At 43.0% G+C, this 19,828-nt stretch carries 22 protein-coding genes; 5 read left to right on the top strand and 17 right to left on the bottom strand.

The genetic code is table 11. The features are described from left to right. Positions 1 to 69: 69 nt before the first annotated feature. From mraY to rsmH, 4 genes are read right to left on the bottom strand one after another with little or no spacing between them, the layout of a single operon-like run. Entirely contained in the window at positions 70 to 1,050 is a 981-nt protein-coding gene (gene mraY / locus TZ92_RS02230) for a phospho-N-acetylmuramoyl-pentapeptide-transferase (protein ID WP_000625795.1), read from the bottom strand. 1 nt (position 1,051) lies between these two features. Further along, a complete protein-coding gene (pbp2x, locus tag TZ92_RS02225; RefSeq protein ID WP_033629332.1) occupies positions 1,052 to 3,307 on the bottom strand; it encodes a penicillin-binding protein PBP2X in 2,256 nt (751 codons plus the stop codon). 3 nt (positions 3,308 to 3,310) lie between these two features. After that, positions 3,311 to 3,628: a cell division protein FtsL gene (gene ftsL / locus TZ92_RS02220; protein ID WP_000840795.1), complete on the bottom strand. Its 318-nt coding sequence runs from the start codon at positions 3,626 to 3,628 to the stop codon at positions 3,311 to 3,313. Positions 3,629 to 3,638: 10 nt separating this feature from the next. Beyond that, the gene (gene rsmH, locus TZ92_RS02215; protein WP_033629331.1) at positions 3,639 to 4,589 is read right to left on the bottom strand and encodes a 16S rRNA (cytosine(1402)-N(4))-methyltransferase RsmH; all 951 of its coding nucleotides are present in this window, start codon (positions 4,587 to 4,589) and stop codon (positions 3,639 to 3,641) included. Between the two features lie 162 nt (positions 4,590 to 4,751). On the opposite strand from rsmH, the gene TZ92_RS02210 reads away from it, so the two are divergent. From TZ92_RS02210 to TZ92_RS02190, 5 genes are read left to right on the top strand one after another with little or no spacing between them, the layout of a single operon-like run. Further along, positions 4,752 to 4,946, top strand: coding sequence for a helix-turn-helix transcriptional regulator (locus TZ92_RS02210; protein ID WP_001082470.1), 195 nt, complete (start codon positions 4,752 to 4,754; stop codon positions 4,944 to 4,946). A gap of 15 nt (positions 4,947 to 4,961) precedes the next feature. Next, positions 4,962 to 5,504, top strand: coding sequence for a DUF3278 domain-containing protein (locus tag TZ92_RS02205; RefSeq protein WP_033629330.1), 543 nt, complete (start codon positions 4,962 to 4,964; stop codon positions 5,502 to 5,504). A 10-nt stretch (positions 5,505 to 5,514) separates the two neighbouring features. After that, positions 5,515 to 5,856, top strand: coding sequence for a hypothetical protein (locus tag TZ92_RS02200; protein ID WP_000838131.1), 342 nt, complete (start codon positions 5,515 to 5,517; stop codon positions 5,854 to 5,856). A gap of 12 nt (positions 5,857 to 5,868) precedes the next feature. Beyond that, positions 5,869 to 6,447 carry a DUF3278 domain-containing protein gene (locus tag TZ92_RS02195; protein WP_033629329.1) on the top strand — a complete coding sequence of 193 codons (579 nt, stop codon included), beginning with the start codon at positions 5,869 to 5,871 and terminating at the stop codon, positions 6,445 to 6,447. Then, positions 6,444 to 6,920, top strand: coding sequence for a glutathione peroxidase (locus TZ92_RS02190; protein WP_033629328.1), 477 nt, complete (start codon positions 6,444 to 6,446; stop codon positions 6,918 to 6,920). The genes TZ92_RS02195 and TZ92_RS02190 overlap by 4 nt, the downstream gene beginning before the upstream one ends. Before the next feature lie 22 nt (positions 6,921 to 6,942). Here the strand turns inward: TZ92_RS02190 and TZ92_RS02185 are convergent, their stop codons facing one another. From TZ92_RS02185 to TZ92_RS02125, 13 genes are all read right to left on the bottom strand, one after another. Then, positions 6,943 to 7,251, bottom strand: a complete 309-nt coding sequence (locus TZ92_RS02185; protein ID WP_033629327.1) for a DUF5960 family protein — start codon at positions 7,249 to 7,251, stop codon at positions 6,943 to 6,945. Further along, positions 7,244 to 7,606, bottom strand: a complete 363-nt coding sequence (locus TZ92_RS02180; protein ID WP_033629326.1) for a hypothetical protein — start codon at positions 7,604 to 7,606, stop codon at positions 7,244 to 7,246. Before TZ92_RS02180 ends, TZ92_RS02185 begins: the two co-directional genes overlap by 8 nt. Next, the gene (locus tag TZ92_RS02175; protein WP_033629325.1) at positions 7,603 to 9,018 is read right to left on the bottom strand and encodes a Y-family DNA polymerase; all 1,416 of its coding nucleotides are present in this window, start codon (positions 9,016 to 9,018) and stop codon (positions 7,603 to 7,605) included. The genes TZ92_RS02180 and TZ92_RS02175 overlap by 4 nt, the downstream gene beginning before the upstream one ends. A gap of 3 nt (positions 9,019 to 9,021) precedes the next feature. Further along, entirely contained in the window at positions 9,022 to 9,708 is a 687-nt protein-coding gene (locus TZ92_RS02170; protein ID WP_000284668.1) for a LexA family transcriptional regulator, read from the bottom strand. A gap of 204 nt (positions 9,709 to 9,912) precedes the next feature. After that, entirely contained in the window at positions 9,913 to 10,878 is a 966-nt protein-coding gene (locus tag TZ92_RS02165) for a hypothetical protein (protein ID WP_033629324.1), read from the bottom strand. A gap of 383 nt (positions 10,879 to 11,261) precedes the next feature. Continuing rightward, complete coding sequence (rpsI, locus tag TZ92_RS02160; protein WP_000075969.1) at positions 11,262 to 11,654, bottom strand: 30S ribosomal protein S9; 393 nt, start codon at positions 11,652 to 11,654, stop codon at positions 11,262 to 11,264. An 18-nt stretch (positions 11,655 to 11,672) separates the two neighbouring features. After that, entirely contained in the window at positions 11,673 to 12,119 is a 447-nt protein-coding gene (gene rplM / locus TZ92_RS02155) for a 50S ribosomal protein L13 (protein WP_001044624.1), read from the bottom strand. A gap of 210 nt (positions 12,120 to 12,329) precedes the next feature. After that, positions 12,330 to 13,529: an ABC transporter permease gene (locus TZ92_RS02150; RefSeq protein WP_033629323.1), complete on the bottom strand. Its 1,200-nt coding sequence runs from the start codon at positions 13,527 to 13,529 to the stop codon at positions 12,330 to 12,332. After that, entirely contained in the window at positions 13,526 to 14,419 is an 894-nt protein-coding gene (locus TZ92_RS02145; RefSeq protein ID WP_033629322.1) for an ABC transporter ATP-binding protein, read from the bottom strand. The genes TZ92_RS02150 and TZ92_RS02145 overlap by 4 nt, the downstream gene beginning before the upstream one ends. 249 nt (positions 14,420 to 14,668) lie before the next feature. Then, complete coding sequence (gene pheT / locus TZ92_RS02140) at positions 14,669 to 17,074, bottom strand: phenylalanine--tRNA ligase subunit beta (protein WP_033629321.1); 2,406 nt, start codon at positions 17,072 to 17,074, stop codon at positions 14,669 to 14,671. A gap of 118 nt (positions 17,075 to 17,192) precedes the next feature. Continuing rightward, the gene (gene pheS / locus TZ92_RS02135) at positions 17,193 to 18,239 is read right to left on the bottom strand and encodes a phenylalanine--tRNA ligase subunit alpha (RefSeq protein ID WP_033629320.1); all 1,047 of its coding nucleotides are present in this window, start codon (positions 18,237 to 18,239) and stop codon (positions 17,193 to 17,195) included. Between the two features lie 273 nt (positions 18,240 to 18,512). Then, entirely contained in the window at positions 18,513 to 19,163 is a 651-nt protein-coding gene (locus TZ92_RS02130) for a phosphatase PAP2 family protein (protein ID WP_033629319.1), read from the bottom strand. Beyond that, entirely contained in the window at positions 19,153 to 19,716 is a 564-nt protein-coding gene (locus tag TZ92_RS02125) for an ECF transporter S component (protein ID WP_033629318.1), read from the bottom strand. The genes TZ92_RS02130 and TZ92_RS02125 overlap by 11 nt, the downstream gene beginning before the upstream one ends. Positions 19,717 to 19,828 lie beyond the last annotated feature (112 nt).

Raw genomic sequence — 19,828 nt, 5'->3', positions numbered from 1 at the left:
CCTTTAAGCACACAAAAACAGGATGAAGATCACCTTCATCCTGTTTTATTTTGTCATCAAAAGTTAGTTTTACAGTAGGTATAAAAAGGCTAGGGTCAAGAGACTTGCTAGAAGCCCAACTCCCCAAAAGAAGAAGTCAACCTTCCACTCGCTCCAAGGATTGCCCTTGCCTGAGAATCCTCCAAGCTCAAAATGATGATGTACAGGTGTCATACGGAAAATACGCTTTCCACCACTAAGTTTGAAGTAGGTAACCTGCATCATAACAGAGCTTGTCTCAAAAACATAGATAATCCCAATCAGCAAAAGCGTCCATTCTTGATGGAGGGCCATAGAGATTGCTGCCAGCATCCCACCTAGAGCCAAACTTCCCACATCTCCCATAAAGACCTTGGCAGGCTTGTGGTTAAAGACGAAGAAACCTAGCAAACCACCAATCATAGCAAGAATCACAAGAAGGATATCCAGTTGATTTTGCATATAAGCAATCACACCGTAGGCCGATAAGCTAATCACTACGGAAATACTTGCTAAGCCGTCAATCCCATCCGTCAGATTCACCGCATTTGAAAAGCCAACTAGCCAGAAAAGGGCAAAGAAAATATAGAAAATTCCCAGATGAACTTGGTAACCAAAAACCGAAAGCATATCGCCACCACGCTCATAAAAGAGGTAGAAAATCACTCCTCCAAGGAGCTGGAGAGCAAGTTTTTGCTTGGGATTTAAGCCTTCGTTAATCTTACGAAAGACCTTGAGGAAATCATCCAAAAAACCTACCAAACCATACAAAACCAAGATAAACAAAATCATGCCTACATTGTTGGTCAATTGTTGGGTAAAGAGAGCGACAAGGAAGCTCACAACAACTGCAACGATCAGGAAGACAAGACCTCCCATGGTTGGAGTTCCAGCTTTAGCTTGGTGTTGCTTGACATCCTCGTGCATCTGCTGACCTGTAATCTGTGCTTTTCGATAAAATCGGATAAAGGCTGGAATACCTATCAAGGTCAATAGAAAGGCTAGAACTCCAGCACTAATGGAACTAATCATCTTAATCTCCTAAAGTTATTTTCATTTTTTTAATGTCTTTGAGGGCTGTATTGGCACGGACACTTTGTTTCTTGACCGTTTTGCCACTACCTTCCCACTCGACTTCTATATTCAGCCATTTGGCAAATGTTTGCACATTTTCATCTGTCCAGCCGTACATATCAGGCATTTCTTCGACCTTGTCAGACAGGATTAAGATCTGCTGATTGGCTTCCAAATTATCTCCTTCAGAAACCGAGAGTTCCTTGATCTTGGTTCCTGTTCCAATAACGATTGGTTGGACAAGGTTACGACGCAATTCCTCTGCTAGGTCACCCGGAGTAAAGTCCTTGGTAGCTGGCATGGTATAGCTTGTCGTCTTGCTGACCTGATCCAAGTTCTTGGCAGTTGACTGAAGATTGAGGGATTCTTTCATAGCAGAAGCTCGCTCAAGGATTGGGTTGGCAAACTCCCCAAGCTGAACACCCGAATAATGCTCTGGCTGTTGCACCGTTACATAGAGGATAAAGTCAGGATTCTCTGCAGGATGCATTGACACAACAGAGAAGATATTGTTGGTTTCACCCGTTAGGTAACCCCCATTCTTCTCATCAGCAATCTCAGCAGTCCCTGATTTCAGAGCGACATTCTGACCTGGAACATTGACATTTGGTTTTCCTGTACTGTGGTTGTACATGGTACCGTAGACAGGATCTGTTCCGACCATGACCATGTGCTCCCGAGTAGAGGACGCTGCTGCTTTTGACACAGGATTTCCGACAATTTCTTTTTGAGACTTACGAACAGACTGGTCATTCGGGTCATAGAGGGCGCTGATAAATTTCGGTTCCAACATAATCCCATCGTTGGCAATGGCTGTAAAGGCACGAAGCATCTGGGTCTGGGTAACAGAAATCCCTTGTCCAAATGAACTCATGGCGATATTAACAATGTTATCAGCAGGCAATTGACCTGTGTACTCATCTGCCAGACCAAAACGGGTCGGCACCCCAAACTTAAAGCGGTTAAGGTAGTCCAGCCAGGTTGCATCTCCCATCTTTTGCTCAAGCAAGGTCATCCCGATATTACTTGAGTGGGCAAATCCTTGAGAGAAGGTCATGGTGCCACCACTAGTCAATCCTTCATTGACGTCCCAGTCTCGAATGGTCGCATCAGCTATTTTCAATTCACTGCTGTTAAAGTATTCGCCACCAGGGAAGGTATTGTTGTCAATAGCCGAAGCTAACATCATCACCTTCATGGTCGATCCTGGCTCATAGTTACTTTGATAGAGGATATCACGCCAGACAAAGTCTTTTGTGATGCCATCCTTGGTATCAGCATTAAAGGTTGGCCGTTGGGTCGTAGCCAGGATTTCCCCTGTTTTAGCGCTAACCAAGGTAGCCGTCATATACTTGCCTTTTACCTTTTCCTGAAAGGCATCCATCTGTGTTTCCATAAAGGATTGCAAAGGACTAGAAAGGGTTGTGTACACATCCTTTCCATCTACGGTTTGTTGAGAAGCTTGATCTGTACCCGGAACAATATTTCCCAGACGATCTTTCTCATAGGTGATGATCCCATCTGTACCCGCCAGAATGTTATTTAAAGAACTCTCCAATCCAGATGTCCCAATCAACCTTTTGGTGCCATCCTCATTTTCATGGAGTTGCGCTAAACCGATAAAGGAAGAAGCAAACTGTCCATTGGGATAACTGCGGTTAGGGCTAGTTGTAAAGTCAATCCCCTCAACACCAGCAGTTTTGAGGTCATTTTTAATAGCCATCATATTGGCATAGGTAATCCCATTTCCCTTGGTACCAAAGGATACCTGTTTTAGATCTGGTTGAGAAAGCTGTTCTTTGACATAAGACTCCTCCATATCCAGATACTTATGGAAAATTTCAGCTACCTTATTAAATTGAGAATCCTCTACATAGAGAATTTTGCCTGTTGCTGACTTGTAGGTCTTGTCAATAACGGCATAGATATTATACGAAGTCGCATCCTCAGCAATAGGTGTTCCATTACGATCGTAGATGGTTCCTCGTTTTGCAGGAATCGTCTTGGTTGTTTGATGGACCTTGTTGGCTTCTTGAACCAAGTCCTTACCAAATTTTTTACCCGTTCCGATAATGACCGCAAAGTTGACCAAAAAGACAGCGAAGAGTATGACAGCCAATAAACTCAGGCTTTTCCCTACTCTTCGGCGGTTTTCTTCTGGAGATTTACGGTTACGTACGGCATAACGGATGATTTTTTCTTTCCACTGTTTCATTTCTTACTCCGCTGCTCGGATATTTTCGTTATTCAGCTGCAAATCCTTGGAGTTTGCAATTTCTTTCAAACGTTCTGAACGAATCAATTCATTGACCTCTTGCTTGGCATCGTCTAGCTCGGTTTTCTTTTCTTCGATTTGAGCATTGACCTTGGTCAATTCATTCTGAACTTGTAATAGCTTGGTCTGCATAAACACAACGCTAATTGCCAGGATAATCATTGTTGCAGCAATCGAAACATAGAAGGCCTTTTCCACACGTGAAAAACCTTTAAACTTCGTTTGCAATAACTGGCTTGTTTTTTCGATTCTTTCTGCCATGTTTTTCCTCTTACTTGTGAATTTTTCTAGCCACGCGCAACTTGGCTGAATGCGAACGATTGTTGGCTTCTAGCTCTTCAGCACTTGGCAAGATTGGCTTGCGGGAGACCAATTCCATCTTGGGCTTAAGGTCATCTGGAATGAAGGGCAAGCCTTTGGGAACTTCCACTGTTGAAGCTTCCTTGAATAATTGCTTGGTCAAGCGGTCTTCCAGCGAATGGAAGGTAATGACCGAGATTCTCCCATCCAGAGCCAGCATGTCCATAGCCTGCTGGATGGATTCATCTGCAGCGCCCAGCTCATCATTGACTTCGATTCGGATAGCCTGGAAAATCTGCTTGGCAGGGTGCCCCTTTTTCTTGAGTTCCTTGGCAGGCTTGGCCGACTTGATAATCTCTGCCAACTCCGTCGTTGTCTCAATTGGTTTCATCTCACGCGCTTGCTCAATCTTACGGGCAATCTGTTTAGAAAATTTATCCTCACCATACTTGAAAAAGATCCGAACCAAGTCATGATAGTCATAATGATTGACCACTTCATAGGCCGTCAAACTAGCTTCCTGATTCATCCGCATATCCAGTGGCGCATCTTTTTTATAAGAAAAGCCACGCTCACGCTGATCCAGCTGAGGACTGGACACCCCCAAGTCATAACAAATTCCATCAATTTCCTGGACACCAGCCTCCTGCAAACGTGCCTGCAAATGACGGAAGTTATCCTTGATAAAGGTTACCATCCCCTTTTCGATATAGGGTGCCAACCGTTTTTGCGCGTTGTCAATGGCATTCTGGTCCTGGTCAAAGGCATAGAGATGCCCTTTTTCGCTCAATTTACTTAATAAATATTCGCTATGGCCTGCTCCGCCCAAAGTCGCATCAACGTAGATACCGTCAGGTTTTACGTCAAGCATATCAATCGTTTCATGAAGCAAGACCGTTACATGATGAAATTCTTTTGTCATATCTTATCTATTTTACCACAAATCTGACCAGCTTGCACTTGTCAGATAAAGCTAAATTTCTTCGAAAATAATTCTCAAAAATATGTCATATATACTTGACATCTCATCTCCAAAAGAATATAATATAGTCAAATATATACGACATATCAGAAAGGAGACCCTATGAATCGTGTCAAAGAATTCCGCAAGGAACTGGGCATTTCCCAGCTCGAGCTCGCCAAAGATATCGGTGTCTCGAGACAGACCATCAACATGATTGAAAACGACAAGTACAATCCAACCCTGGAACTCTGTCTCAACCTCGCCCGCAGCCTCCAAACTGACCTCAACAGCCTCTTTTGGGAAGACGATTTTTAAAAAAGGAGCAAACAAATGAAAAAAGAAACTCTCACTGAAAAACTCATCAAACGCACATACGGCATTTCTGGCCCCCTTGACGAACACAAACGGCGCGAGGCCGATCGTATCGGGAATCAGGTCTTTATCGTTCTCTTTTATCTCATGATATTTGGCAACCTCATTCCCTTTGTCCTTGCTTATAAATACCCACAAATTGTCGCTATCGGCTATCCTCTCGTGGTGTTTGGCATTTCGATGATGGCTGCCCTCTATGTGGTCTCTCAAACCAAGAAAACGGGCATCACAGCTATTGATCCCGAAATGCTGAGTCAAAAAGAAAGTAAACAACTGCATTTTCCTGGTCTAAAAGCCGGTCTAATCTATGGCATGGGCATGTTCTTTGGAATACCGCTTCTGAATGTCCTAACCGATGATAGCAAGGATTATCTTGGTTCTCTTTTAAATACAGGGCATTTTGTATCAACTATCCTAGCTACCCTCTTCTTCGGATTTACCATACAAATTATCGTCTCTCTTCGCATTCGAAAAGCCAAGAAAGACCAAGAAGACGACTAGGAGGTTCCTTATGAAATCACTAGCTAGACTACTGATCAGTCATGTTTTTATCAGTATCTTTGTTACCTTTTTCCTACTTTCTGGACATATTGAGCATCCTTTCTTGATTATCTTTCTTTTATTCCTTCCTGTATTGAACAAGGGACAGAGATTCCAGAAAATCCAATCAAAAAAAATACGTCTTCTAAACGCATCTCTCTGTTTTATCCTCGTATCCTTTCCACAACTTTTAACAAATCCTATGGATTGGAGATACCTGGTATTTCTAATAATCTGTATCATTTTTAGTTTGGTTTACTTCTATACTCTCTATCAACTCTTTAAAGAAGTCAATCAAAAATCGCTCATTTAGGAGATCACTCCCATGAAAAAAGAAGATTTCACCACTCGCTTACTCAAACTATTCTTTCACATACAAGGGCCTTTTGATGAATGCCGTCAAGAGATGATTTACAAGGCTTGTGCCCGTGCCTTGATCCAAATCGTTTACTCCTCCCTCCTACTCTTCTTGTTCTATCTCCTATTTGGACGCTTCATAGAGTTGGTTCGAGATGCCATGCCCTACCTCTATTTTGGACTTATCTTCGTCCTCGCATCTAGGGCGAGACTAGCAGTTCGCAACTTACATTTAGACAAGGATGACCCGTCCGAAATCCATCACAAAAGCTACAGCAAAAGCCAGATCAACGTTTGTAGTTGGGGTGTATTCATCAGTATTCCAATTGGCTTGTTTGTCTTATCAGCCTTTCACAAACTCTTTGTTCAGCATCTTCCCATAGATGCCTTTGGGGATGACCTCTTCCATTTCGATAAGATGCTCCCTTTACTAGTGTTAGGATTGGGTATTGGTGCCATCTTTGGAACCATGACCTATGCCTTTTTATCGGAACACGAGATGAAACACTCTGAATCAGGAATGCATAAGGAGAATATAGAAAAATGACCAGTGTATATGATTTTTCCGTTTTAAACCAAAATAACCAAGCAACTCCCCTGGAGGGCTATCGTGGCAAGGTTCTCTTGATTGTCAACACTGCTACTGGATGTGGTTTAACGCCCCAGTACCAGGGACTTCAAGAACTCTATGAACGCTATCAAGATCAGGGCTTTGAAATCCTAGATTTCCCTTGCAATCAGTTTATGGGACAAGCACCCGGCAGCGCAGAGGAAATCAATAGCTTCTGCAGTCTACACTACCAGACCACTTTTCCTCGCTTTGCCAAGATCAAGGTCAACGGCAAGGAGGCAGATCCTCTTTATGTTTGGCTAAAAGAGCAGAAATCTGGCCCGCTAGGAAAACGAATCGAATGGAATTTTGCTAAGTTTCTCATTGGTCGAGATGGGCAAGTCCTTGAGCGCTTCTCTTCCAAAACAGACCCCAAAACCATCCAAGAGTCTCTCCAAAAAATACTCTAATTTCTTTTTAAAACGTATCCTTTCAAGCAAAATAGAGATGTTGGTCAGTATTCTCGACTCCATCGTATGCATAGGTTCGATTACTGGGACACTCTTTTCCCGTCACCACCCTAAAATAAAAGCGATACTCCCGCCCATCCTTAGCATTTTCCTTGTTTAAAACAAAGTAGTTCTTCTGATTCATCGCCATGGTGCGTAGGATGTCATCGATCAAAAAAGTCAAGGGTACATTCATAGCAGAGTATTTTTGAAAATCCTCTTCAAAACGAATATAGGCATCTGAAAAATAATCCATCTGCAGTTTGTTTTCATACAACTCTTTTCTAGTCATACACTCCCTCCTCCCACAGTCGAATTTCGAGGACATCTGCTACCTCTACCAGCCTATAGCCCTCACTTGTCCTAATAGATAGAGTTTGAGGTGATAATTCGCTTACCTCGCCGACGATAGTGGTTTTCTGCTTCTTTTCCTTGACTACAAAGTATCCCTTTAGTTGCCCGATATACAGCTGTGAAAGCAAAAGCAACTTCTCAACGGGATTCAAACTCGTCGAGAAAGCTACCCGATTTTTTTCTTCACCGAGTGAACTAGTATGCTCTGAGAGGAAAAAGCCCATCCACTTCTGCATCCCTGGATCTTGATAGTCACGCGCAGATTGAAAGGGTAAATAAGAACGATCAATCATTTTAGTCCATCTAATCCTCCAGCAGAATGCCCCCCAATCAGCTTGTTTCTAGCAAGACTCCTAGAGGCTTCTTCCAGTGCGTTAGCCTTTAAGAGGGAGGTAAAACCAAATTGTTCCCGAATGGAGTCAATGGCTGTCTGGAGCCTTTCTTCTTTTTCTAACTTGTCAACATCATCAAAGAGGGAGATCAAGCCAAAGGACTCGTCCACAAATCCTGAATAGTTGACTCCGACACTTCTGACCGCTCCAGAAGTGTATTTATTATGAAATAGCTTCAAAACATAATCCGTTAAGATAGCTGTATTATTGGTCGGTTCGACCTTCATTTGTGTGTGAATAGACGACCTGACCTCCTGTTTAGAGAAACCAACATAGAGAGAGACAAGGGTTGTTTTCTTACCCGCCCTTCTCAGCCTAATAGCCACCTGCTCCGCCATTTCTCGGAGAATAATTTCGATATCCCGTAGCTTCACGTAGTCTCTCGGCAAGATTTGAGAATTTCCTAATCCCTGAGACTTGGCTTTATAGGGCCTATGAACATTGCTTTCATCAATCCCGTTAGCATGAAACCACAAACGCAGGCCAGCCTGACCTAGAGCCTTCTGTAACTGGTCTGGATTACTGGTGGCCAATTCTCTGATGGAAAAAATCCCCAGAGCATGCAAGCGTTTCTCCATCCGCCTGCCAATCCCCCAAAAATCCGTCATTTTGGGAATAGCCCAGACCTTCTCTTCCACATCCTTGTAAGACCAGTTGGCCCTCATGGTCGGGGTGTGTTTGGCCTCATTATCCAGAGCCAACTTGGCCAGTAAGGGATTGGCATTGGACATACCCACTGTAGAGTAGATCCCTGTCTGCCTCCAAATATCCCTCTGGATGCGAGCAGAAAGCAGATCCAGCTTGTCTTTGCGAGAGAGACTCTTGTCTGGGATGAAATAGTTGAGCGAACTAGTCAGATCGATAAAGCCCTCATCGATAGAGTAGGGATAAATATCATCTGGACTGCCATAATTTTGAAAGATTCGCTGGATTTCCATATTGACCGCTATGTATTCATCCATCCTAGGTGGCACAACCAAAGTCACTTGAGCCCAATCTTCGATGTAGCGAACATAGTCTGAGTCAGTAGGCAAGCCTTGCTTTCGAGCATTGTAATAAGAAAATTTGCGCGTTTTGATATCAAAAGGCAAATCATAGGCCCGGCCAACATTGGACTTGCCAAAAATCTTCTTAAACATGGGAGAGGAAGCTAGGATAAGACCAGTAGAATTATCCGCGCGACTCATGACACAAAGCGAGGTCTTCAGCGGATGCAAGCCTCTTTTCACACACTCAACACTGGCATAAAAAGATTTCATATCGACAAAGGCAATGTCACTTTTGGGCTCTATGGAATAATCAAAGTAGCCCATAGGCTAACCCTCCATCGGCACAAAATTCCCAACGATAATCCCCACAATCCGAGGATCTTCCTCATAGGAGATGAAAATGTCCTTGTATTTAGGATTGATAGATACCAGACGCAAGCCATCTTCCTCCCGATAAACCCGTTTGATATAGGTCTGGTTGTTACAAACTACTGCATAAACCGCCCCATCATAATCAAATCCGGTCTCTCGAATCAGAGCCACTGAACCATTTTGATATTTAGGTTCCATAGAGTCCCCAGATACCCAAGATGCAAAATCATGGGCCAACTCCTCGTTAAAGTAGACCGTATCAAAATTCTGATCATCATAGACCGAAGCCCCGATCCCTGCTGACATACGTTCATAGACACGGTACTCGTAGAGGCGTTCTGGCATGGTCGCCACCTTCTGAGTTTGTTCTTCTTGAGCCAGGTTGCGAGCATAGAGCACAACCTTGTCCTTCCCTTGCTTGGAGAGGCTATTGTAAAGACGGACAATCTCAATCTGAGTAAAATACCCTTTTGCTACCTTTAAAATATTCTCTAGCTGAGCAACCTTCTCCTGGGACGGTTCCTTGATTCCACGTTCCCAAGCCGAGTAAGCCTGAAAACTAATCCCTAATTCCTCTGCAATTTCCTTCTGTGTCAATTTTAACTCTTTTCTCCGAGCCTTGAGTTTTTCTGGTTGGTACATGATTCACCCCCTAGTGTGATGTTTTATTGAGAATATCTCTCTTAGAAAAACAAATCGACGGTTGAGCTTACACCTCTAATACTCAACCAATTCGGTTTAGTTTTATTATATAAAAAAAGTGGACGATTGTCCACTGGGAAAATCAAATTTTAACAACTGCACCTGGAGATTCTGAACAAAAAACTGACCTAGATCTAGCAACTCCTACTCTAATTTTTGCAACAGCTTTACAACTTGACGATTTTCAATCTTCACATAGTATACACCACTATCACTGACAAGTTTATCCTCTTTATACTTAGAAATTTTGACAGCATAAAGACCTCGTGGTAGGGGTTGGTTGGCAAAAAATTCCTTCATGAGCGCTTCAAGCTCTTTAAGATAGTCATCATACAAGAGATCTCTTTTTTCTTTTGGAACGAAATACTGAAATTCAAATGTTGGTATAAAAATCTCTTTTTGGAAAAGATATTGAGCATCCATTGGATACATCCCTTGCAGAGCTTGGCCCTTGCTTTGATTTTCCTCTAATATTTCATTATAAAGATAGATATTATCAGATTGGTTATTAAATTCAAAACCAATACCTTGATACTTCAAATCAGGAAGTTTAGGATCTTTGATTGAACTGTCCAGTGTTTTTAAAAACTCGCTGGTGCCTGGACTAACCTCAATCCCTAAATAGGCTAATTCTGGGAAAACATCATAAATTTTTTTATAATTCTTGTAATCAACCTCTGCATCTGTCTTTCCATATGTTTCATTTTTCGAAAAGCGAGTATAGTATTTAAATCGAGTTTTAACCTGATAGGTTTTTCCAGCTATATTTTCACTGTAAGTACCGTGGATTATAAATCCTCCCACGCTTGTATAGTTTTTCTCGTATTTTTCTAACTCAAACTGTCCTGTAAGACCGTAATTTTGATAAGAACGATGCACAGCTTGCTCAATCTCAGTTCGACTTGCATGGGCAAACAGCCCCCACATATCCATTAGAGCAAGAATTGGACTGAACACTGTGAAGATTACGATTGGGATCACTATGGATAAGCAACCTATTAATAGCCAATTTCTTTTCTTGGCGTTTCCTTCAGATTTTTTAGCAGTTTTCTGTTTCTGTTTTAAGATTAGAATAAGCAAAACCAAAATCCCTAATACTAATAAAACCAATCTACTCTCTCCTTTTACTTTGGACAACTCCTAACAGGTAGATAGGAGACTGACAGAAATACTCATCTCACCTGCTAACTTATCCTGAGTTCCATGAACTCGTCTGAAATGAGGAGCAACCCTTGTCTCATTATACCACATGGGTAATGCCGTGAGAAGACGAGAGAAGCAAAAACACCCCATGGTGTGAACCATGAAGTGCTTTGAAACGTTGATAGTATCGTATTGATTAACGTTTTGAGGCAACTGACTTTGTCAGATCGCAGCCACATTTGTAAGCGACTAAAGTCGCAACAACTGTGTCAATTGCACCAATTTAGTAAGAAAGTATAAAAAAGAACACCCCGAAAGGTGCTCTTTGTAAGTATAGTAATTCTCTCGAATTAACGTTTACTAAATTGTGATGCTTTACGAGCTTTCTTAAGACCTGGTTTCTTACGTTCAACTTTACGTGAGTCACGTGTAAGAAGTCCTGCGCGTTTCAATGAATCGCGGAAGTCTGGGTCTACTTGAAGAAGGGCACGAGCGATACCGTGACGGATAGCTCCTGCTTGACCAGCGTATCCACCACCTACAACGTTAACGAAAACGTCGTATGAACCTACAGTTGAAGTAACTGCGAATGGTTGATTGATAACAAGACGAAGGTCAGCGTGTGGGATGTACTCTTCAACATCTTTTTTGTTAACAGTGATTTTACCAGTTCCTGGAACAAGGCGAACGCGTGCAACAGCGTTTTTACGACGTCCAGTACCTGCATATTGTGCTTGTGACATACTTTATTGTTCCTTTCCTTAGATAAGTCCTGAAATATCAAGAACTTCTGGTTGTTGTGCAGCGTGAGTGTGCTCAGCTCCAACGAATACTTTCAATTTCATACCTTGAGCACGGCCAAGAGTATTGTGTGGAAGCATACCTTTAACTGATTTTTCAATCAAACGTACTGCGTTTTTAGAACGAAGTTCACCAGCAGAGATTTGTTTCAATCCACCTGGGTGGTTTGAGTGAGTGTAGTAGATCTTATCAGTTGCTTTTTTACCAGTCAATTTAACTTTTTCAGCATTGATAACGATTACGAAGTCACCTGTATCAGTGTGTGGTGTGAATGTTGGTTTGTTTTTTCCGCGAAGTACGCTAGCAACAACTGCTGAAAGGCGTCCAAGAGGTACATCAGTTGCGTCAACAACGTACCATTTGCGTTCTACTTGGCCTGGTTTAGCCATGAATGTAGTTTTGTTCATGATTTCTCCTATATGAATATCGTTTTTGTTTACAGGGCGGATGTTCCGGTCCGCGGGGTATTTGAAAGGTTCCGGGGCCTTACAAATGGGGTAAACAATACCGTCTACTATCATACCAAATTTCACTACTAAAAGTCAATAGATATGAAAAATATTTTTGCCGATTTCAGTGTTTAATATCTAGAAAAACCTCGCTTTTGCGAGGCTCTCCTATTTATAAGCTAAGGCACGTTTAAAGGTTTTCCAGATTCCCAAATCATCTGTTTGAAGGACTAGACTAGCATACATGCGTCCGATAAAGGCTGTTGCAGTGACTGCAAAAACAACCGTTATGGCAAGCGAAATCCAAGCTTCCAGACCACTGGCATACCCATTTATAGCTCTAAACGGCATAAAGAAAGTCGAGATGAAAGGAATGTAGGAACCAATTTTCAGAACTAAATTGTCCCCAGCAGCACCTAGAGAGGTCACACCGACAAATCCTGCTATAATCAAGATCATCAATGGCGACAAGGCCTTTCCTGAATCCTCAGGGCGAGAAACCATAGAGCCTAGGAAGGCTGCTAAAACAACGTACATAAAGAGACTAACCAAGACAAACAATAAGGTATTGAGCGAGAAGGCCTCTCCTAGATGATTTAAAATCCCAGATTGTGCCAAGATTGGTAGGTCCTTAAAGAGCAGAATGGCAGCCAGTCCACCCACGACGTAAATGCCAATATGAGTCAAAATCACAAGAAGTAGAGCCAGCATGCGAGCGTAGAAATAATGACTAGCTCGGATACTAGAGAAGACCACCTCCATGATTTTGGTTCCTTTCTCGCTAGCCACTTCCTGAGCAGTGACACTAGCATAGGTAATCAAAATCATATAAAGGAAGAAGCCAAGCCCTGCGGCCGCAATGGTTTGAACAATTTTTTTGTTTTCCTTAGATTCATCAATCTTCTCAGTAAAATCAACGGTTTGACTCAGACGTTTTTCCTGTTCTTGAGACAAATTAGCTGCCGAACGATTGAGTTGATATTGCAGTTCGTTTAACTTATTGGTTACTGCTAGTTTGATGCCTGTTTCAAGAGAAGTTTCACCATGATAGACGGCCTTGAGAACACTGTCCTCTTGGTCAATGGTTAGGTAACCCTTGATTTTCTCATCCTTGATAGCAGCCTGGGCACTGGCTTCATCCTTATAATCAAAGTTGATACCATTGGTACCCTTGAGCCCTTCTTCCACAGATGGCACAGTTGTTACTACTGCTATCTTGCTATTCTTGGCCATAGAAGACCCTTGGAGAAAGCCGATTCCTACAGATAAGGCTAAAAAGAGGAACGGCGAAATCACCATAAAGAAGAAACTCCACGACTTGACATGTCGAAGATAGGTTTCCTTCATTACAACCCACATATTTCTCATACTTCCACCCCTGATTCTAGTTTAAAGATTTCATCGATTGTTGGAGCTTGTTGGTCAAAGGTCGCGATGTATTGACCTTGAGTGAGGATTGGGAAGAGTTCTCTTCCAGCGCTCTCATCATCTAGGATCAATTTCCAACTGCCTTGCTTGGTCAAGCTCACCTGTTTGACATGAGGAAGATTTTCCAATTCTTCCTTACTTCGTTCACTTGAAACAAAGAGACGCGTTTTCCCATATTGATTACGGACATCCTGAACTGGTCCATGCAAGACCACACGCCCATCACGAATCATCAGAATATCATCGCAAAGTTCCTCGACATTGGTCATGACATGGTCAGAAAAGATAATGATTGCACCGCGCTCTTTCTCTTTTAAGATGACCTGTTTGAGCAACTCGGTATTGACTGGGTCCAAACCACTAAAAGGCTCATCCAGGATGATCAAGTCAGGCTCATGAATCAGGGTAATAATCAACTGAATTTTCTGCTGATTCCCTTTGGAGAGGCTCTTGATTTTGTCAGTCAATTTGCCCTTCACTTCCAATTTTTTCATCCATTGAGGGAGTTTTTCCTTGACTTCCTTAGCATCCATACCTTTTAGAGTCGCCAAGTAGCGAACTTGTTCAAGGACTGTCAGCTTGGGCATGAGACTGCGTTCCTCAGGCAGATAGCCAATCCGAGCGTAGGTTTCCTGACGAATCTCCTGCCCATCCAGACTGATCTCTCCTTGATACTCTAAAAATTTCAACATACTGTGGAAAATCGTTGTTTTCCCAGCACCATTCTTCCCGACCAAGCCCAGAATCCTTCCTGGACTTGCCTGAAAATCGACACCAAACAAGACTTGCTTGGGACCGAAACTTTTCTCTAGATTTCTTACTTCTAACATTTTCCACCTCCGAGATATGTTGCACTTATTATACTCCTTTTTGATAGCCTTTACAACGATTTATGTCCATTTTATCGGATTATAAGTAGCAAAAGTATCCTATCTCTAATAAATTTTAAGTGCTTCAGTGATATCTTTAGTATAACTCATTAAAGACTTTCTGAGATGGCTTCCTCCTCAACTATCGCTTTTCTCTTCTGAACTGTCCTTTTGAAACTAAAAATCCACCCCGAAGGATGGATTGATGAGTTAACGTACTTCTGCATTGACTTTTTCTTCGAGTGATGCTTGGATTTTTTCCATGTAGCGTGCGACTTCTTCGTCTGTTAAGCTATCTTCTGGATTTTGGAAGGTCAAGCTATAGGCCATTGACTTCATACCAAGTCCCAGTTTTTCGCCTGAGAAGACGTCAAAGAGTTTGATATCTGTCAATCGTTTCACGCCGGCAGCTCGGATAGCGTCTACAACTTCTTGGTGAGTGACTTCTGCCTTGAGAAGTAGAGCAATATCACGACTAACCGCTGGGAATTTGGTGATTTCCACAAATGGAGCAGCTGGTTGAAGGGCAGCTTCGATGGCTGAAAGGTTGAGCTCAGCTACATACGTTTCTGGAATATCGTAGGCCTTGGCAGTGACTGGATGCACTTGGCCAAGGAAACCAAGAACTTGGTCACCGAGTGAAATCACGGCTGTACGTCCTGGATGGAGACTTGCAATCTCAGCTGTTGCTGCATAGGTCACTTCTAGTCCCAAGCGAGTAAAGAGCGCTTCTAAGATTCCCTTAGCATAGAAGAAATCAACTGGAACTGCTGCCGTTTGGAAATCTTTTTCTGCAACCAATCCGGTTAAGGCAAAGGCAAAGCTGTTGATCTCGTTTGGTAGATCTTCTTTTGGATTGCCTGTTTGTTCAAAGACTTTTCCAATCTCGTAAAGGGCCAAGTTTTTATTCTTACGAGCCACATTATAAGCCACTGTATCAAGGATACCTGAGACCATATTTTGACGGAGGACAGAACGGTCCACTGTCATTGGCCACATGAGTTCTGTAAGGTTACTTGGTTGAGCTGTGAACTCAACTGCTTTTTCAGGCGTTGTCAGAGCGTAGGTAATGATTTCTGTCAAACCTGCTCCTTCAGCGATGGTACGAACTTGGCGACGCAATTTTTGTGTCGCAGTCAATTCCCCAGCTGTACCGTCATCTTTTGGAAGACTAGTTGGCAAGCGATCATAACCATAGATACGAGCGATTTCTTCAAAGAGGTCCGCTTCGATGGTGATATCCCAACGACGACGTGGAACGCTGACTGTAAAGGCTTCAGCATTTCCAGAAAGACCAAAGCCAAGACGACGGAAGACATCTTCCACATCAGCATATGAAAGCTCCGTACCAAGGACGCGGTTAACGTCTGCAAGAGTTGAAGAAACTTCTACATCAGAAGTATCAAGCTGGCCTGCTGAAACGATACCCTTACGCACCGTAGCACCTGCAAGTTCTGCAATCATGCTCGCTGCCACATCAAGGGCTTCATTGACTGTTGCCACATTGATTCCTTTTTCAAAGCGAGAAGATGATTCCGAACGAAGGTTAAGGCGTCCGCTAGTCTTGCGGATGGATTTACCATTGAAAACAGCCGCTTCAAGGACAACACGACTAGAATTTTCAGATATTTCTGTTGCTTGCCCCCCCATGACACCTGCAAGGGCTACTGGTTTGTCAGCGACAGTGATGACTAAGTCATTTGTTTCCAAGTCACGTTCTTCACCGTCCAAAGTCACCAATTTTTCACCAGCACGCGCTTCACGCACACGGATGTCAGTCCCTTCAAAGGTATCCAAGTCAAAGGCATGCATCGGTTGACCAAAGTAAAGCAGGATGTAGTTGGTTACGTCAACTACGTTATTGATCGGACGGATGCCTTCATTCATGAGGATATTTTGCAACCATTGTGGACTTGGTGCGATGGTCACATTATCCAAGATACGGGCCGCATAGTAAGGCGCCTTGTCTGTCTCAATGCCTACAGAAAGGGCATCTGCTGCAGCTTCATTTGTTTCTGTTAAACTGAATTCTTTAAAGTTGACTGCCTTGTCATAGATGGCTGCCACTTCATGAGCCACCCCACGCATAGATAGAGCGTCTGCACGGTTTGGTGTGATAGAAAGTTCGATGATTTCATCATCCAAGTCTAGATATGAGAAGACTTCCTCACCTGGTACTGCATCTTGAGGCAAGATTTGAATACCATCTGCGAATTCCTTCGGTACAACCGAGTCAGAAATACCTAATTCACCAAGCGAACAGATCATTCCAAGTGACTCTAAACCACGGATTTTCCCTTTTTTGATCTTGTAATTGTCAGCAATACGAGCTCCTGGAAGAGCTACCATGACCTTGATCCCAGCACGCACATTTGGGGCACCACAAACGATCTGACGGGCTTCTTCTTCGCCAACGTTAACCTGACAGACATGCAAGTGTGTTTCTGGCACATCTTCGCAAGACAAGACCTCACCGACGACAATTTTTGAGAGACCGGCAGCTGGTGATTCGACACCTTCGACCTCAATCCCTGTAGTTGACATTTTCTCAGCCAACCCTTGTGATGGCACATCAATGTCCACCAATTCTTTTAACCATTTATAAGATACAAGCATAATTCTGATTGTAAGATCTCACAGAATAAGACCTTTTCAATTCCTTTCTTTTTCTTTGAGTCAGTCCTCACCATTCTCATCAAGAGAAAATAACTAGACTGTGTTTCAGGTTTCAATCTTATTTAAACTGTTCTGAGAAGCGGACATCTCCTTGATAGAATCCACGAATATCGTTGATTCCGTAACGGAGCATGGCTACGCGCTCTTGTCCAAGACCAAAGGCAAATCCAGAATAAACAGTTGCATCGATTCCACTCATTTCAAGGACACGTGGGTGAACCATACCGGCCCCCATAATCTCAATCCAACCTGTTTTCTTACATACGTTACAGCCTTCTCCACCACACTTGAAACAGGAAACATCCACTTCAACAGATGGCTCTGTGAATGGGAAATAAGATGGACGCAGACGGATCTGACGCTCTTCACCGAACATCTTTTGGACGATCAACTGAAGGGTTCCTTGAAGGTCAGCCATAGAGATATTTTTCCCAACAACCAAGCCTTCGATTTGGTGGAACTGGTGACTGTGAGTCGCATCGTCCGTATCACGACGGAATACACGCCCCGGTGAGATCATCTTCAAAGGACCTTTTGAAAAATCATGAGCATCCATAGCACGCGCCTGGACTGGAGACGTGTGAGTACGGAGCAAGATTTCTTCTGTAATGTAGAAAGTATCCTGCATATCGCGAGCTGGGTGATCTTTTGGAAGGTTCATACGCTCAAAGTTGTAGTAGTCTTGCTCCACTTCAAAACCATCCACGACTTGGTAACCCATCCCGATGAAAATATCTTCGATTTCTTCACTGGTTTGCGTGAGAACATGACGGTGACCAGTCGCAACTGGGCGACCTGGAAGTGTCACATCGATGCTCTCACTTGCTAGTTGAGCTTCTACTTTCTTTTCTTCCAAGAGCTTAGCCGTTTCTTCAAAGGCCGCTGTCAAGATATCACGCGCTTCATTGACGTGTTTCCCGATGATTGGACGCATCTCAGCAGAGACATCTTTCATCCCTTTGAGGATTTCAGTAAGCGACCCTTTTTTACCAAGGACAGAGACACGCAAGTCTTGCATCTCTTTTTCATTTTCAGCAGTAATCTGCTGCAAGCTAGCCAGCGTTTCTTCGCGAAGCGCTTTTAATTGTTCTTCAATAGTTGACATAATTCCTCCATCAGTCACTTAACAGATAAAAAGAAAACCACATGCCAAAAACTCCACTCGGAGCGTTGACACGCGGTACCATCCGTTTTCATCTGACAAGTCAGACCTTCATTTCTAAATCCATGCGCAAGTGAATTCACCCAGCTTTCATATAGAGAGCTTGCAGTCACGGCTCTCCTCCCTGATATACTTCCCTTGAGTTACTAGTCTTGCGGATTCCTATTCAATTACTACTTAGTTTATCAGATTTTTACCATTCTTGCAAGACCTATCTCACTTCTGCTTTCCTTTAAATCGCCATTGGAAGCGAAGCTTGTCATAGAAAGGAAATTCGATAAACAAGACTCCCAAGCCTACACAGAAACTGGCAAGAACATCTGATGGGTAGTGAACTCCCAGATAGACCCGAGATAGCAGCACACTGACGAGGTAGAAGCCAAGGACCATTTGCACGATTTTTCTCCAGACTGGATCTTTAATCCGTTGACTGAGAATGACAATCAAAGTACCTACCATCAGTGTCACTGCCAGAGAATGGCCACTTGGAAAAGAAAATCCCTTCTCCTCGACTAAGTGTAAGATATCTGGCCGTGGGCGCTGGTAGATGTTTTTAAAGGTCACGATTAAGAGACCGGCTAAGGCTAGATTACCCGCCATGAAGTAGCTTTCTATCTTCCACTGCTTACGATAAAAGATAAAGGCTGCGATAGCAACCCAGGTGATAATCACCGGGATATCAATCAAATGCGTAAGCGCACGGAACAGAACCGTTAAATAATCTGGCAATTCCCCACGAAGGGCAGTCTGAATCGGTTGGTCAAAACCGACCAACGTTTCAGGATAAAATTTGACCATATAGCCAAGAAGGACGAAAAGTAAAAGGGCAAAACTGCCCTTCATTAAAAATGTTTGTTTATCTCTCATAATGTTTTAAGGTTGGTTTCAAGAGGACGTATAACAACCAGAATGAAACGGCAAAGATGATACCTTCAATCAGGTTAAAAGGTAAAACCATGGTCATCAAGTAGTTAGAAAGTCCTATAATTTCTCTAATATCAAAGTTGGCAAACTGCGCGTATAAAGGAACCGCATAGACATAGTTGAGAACCAACATGGCAGCAGTCAATCCAATAGTTCCCACCAGAGATGCCAGTAGGAAACGAAGGGTGCTGCGTTCCTTTTTCCAAATCAAACCAAAGGCGATAACAAAGACTCCCAAAGCTATGATATTCATTGGCAAACCAATGTAGGTGTTCACTCCTTGGCTATTCAGAAGCAACTTCAAGAGTGAGCGCATCAAGAGAATTCCTAGAGCAGCTGGCAAATCCACCACCACCAAGCCTACAAGGACTGGCAAGATACTAAACTCGATCTTGAGGAAGGTTGCCGCTGGCAAGAGCGGAAAGTCAAAGTACATCAGCACAAATGAAATGGCTGATAAAATCGCAATGGTCGAAATTCGACGTGTGTTTGTCATAACAGGTTCCTCCAATTTTCTATAAAATCAGAAGAAGTTGGAAAGGATCCCTCTATCTATTCTCACTTTTTATATCCCAAAAGTTCCCTCTCACTCTTTTGAGCAAGCGGTT

The sequence above is a fragment of the Streptococcus oralis subsp. oralis genome (genome assembly GCF_000960035.1).
Taxonomy (GTDB): Bacteria; Bacillota; Bacilli; order Lactobacillales; family Streptococcaceae; genus Streptococcus; species Streptococcus oralis_G.
This window is presented reverse-complemented; position numbering and strand designations above follow the sequence as displayed.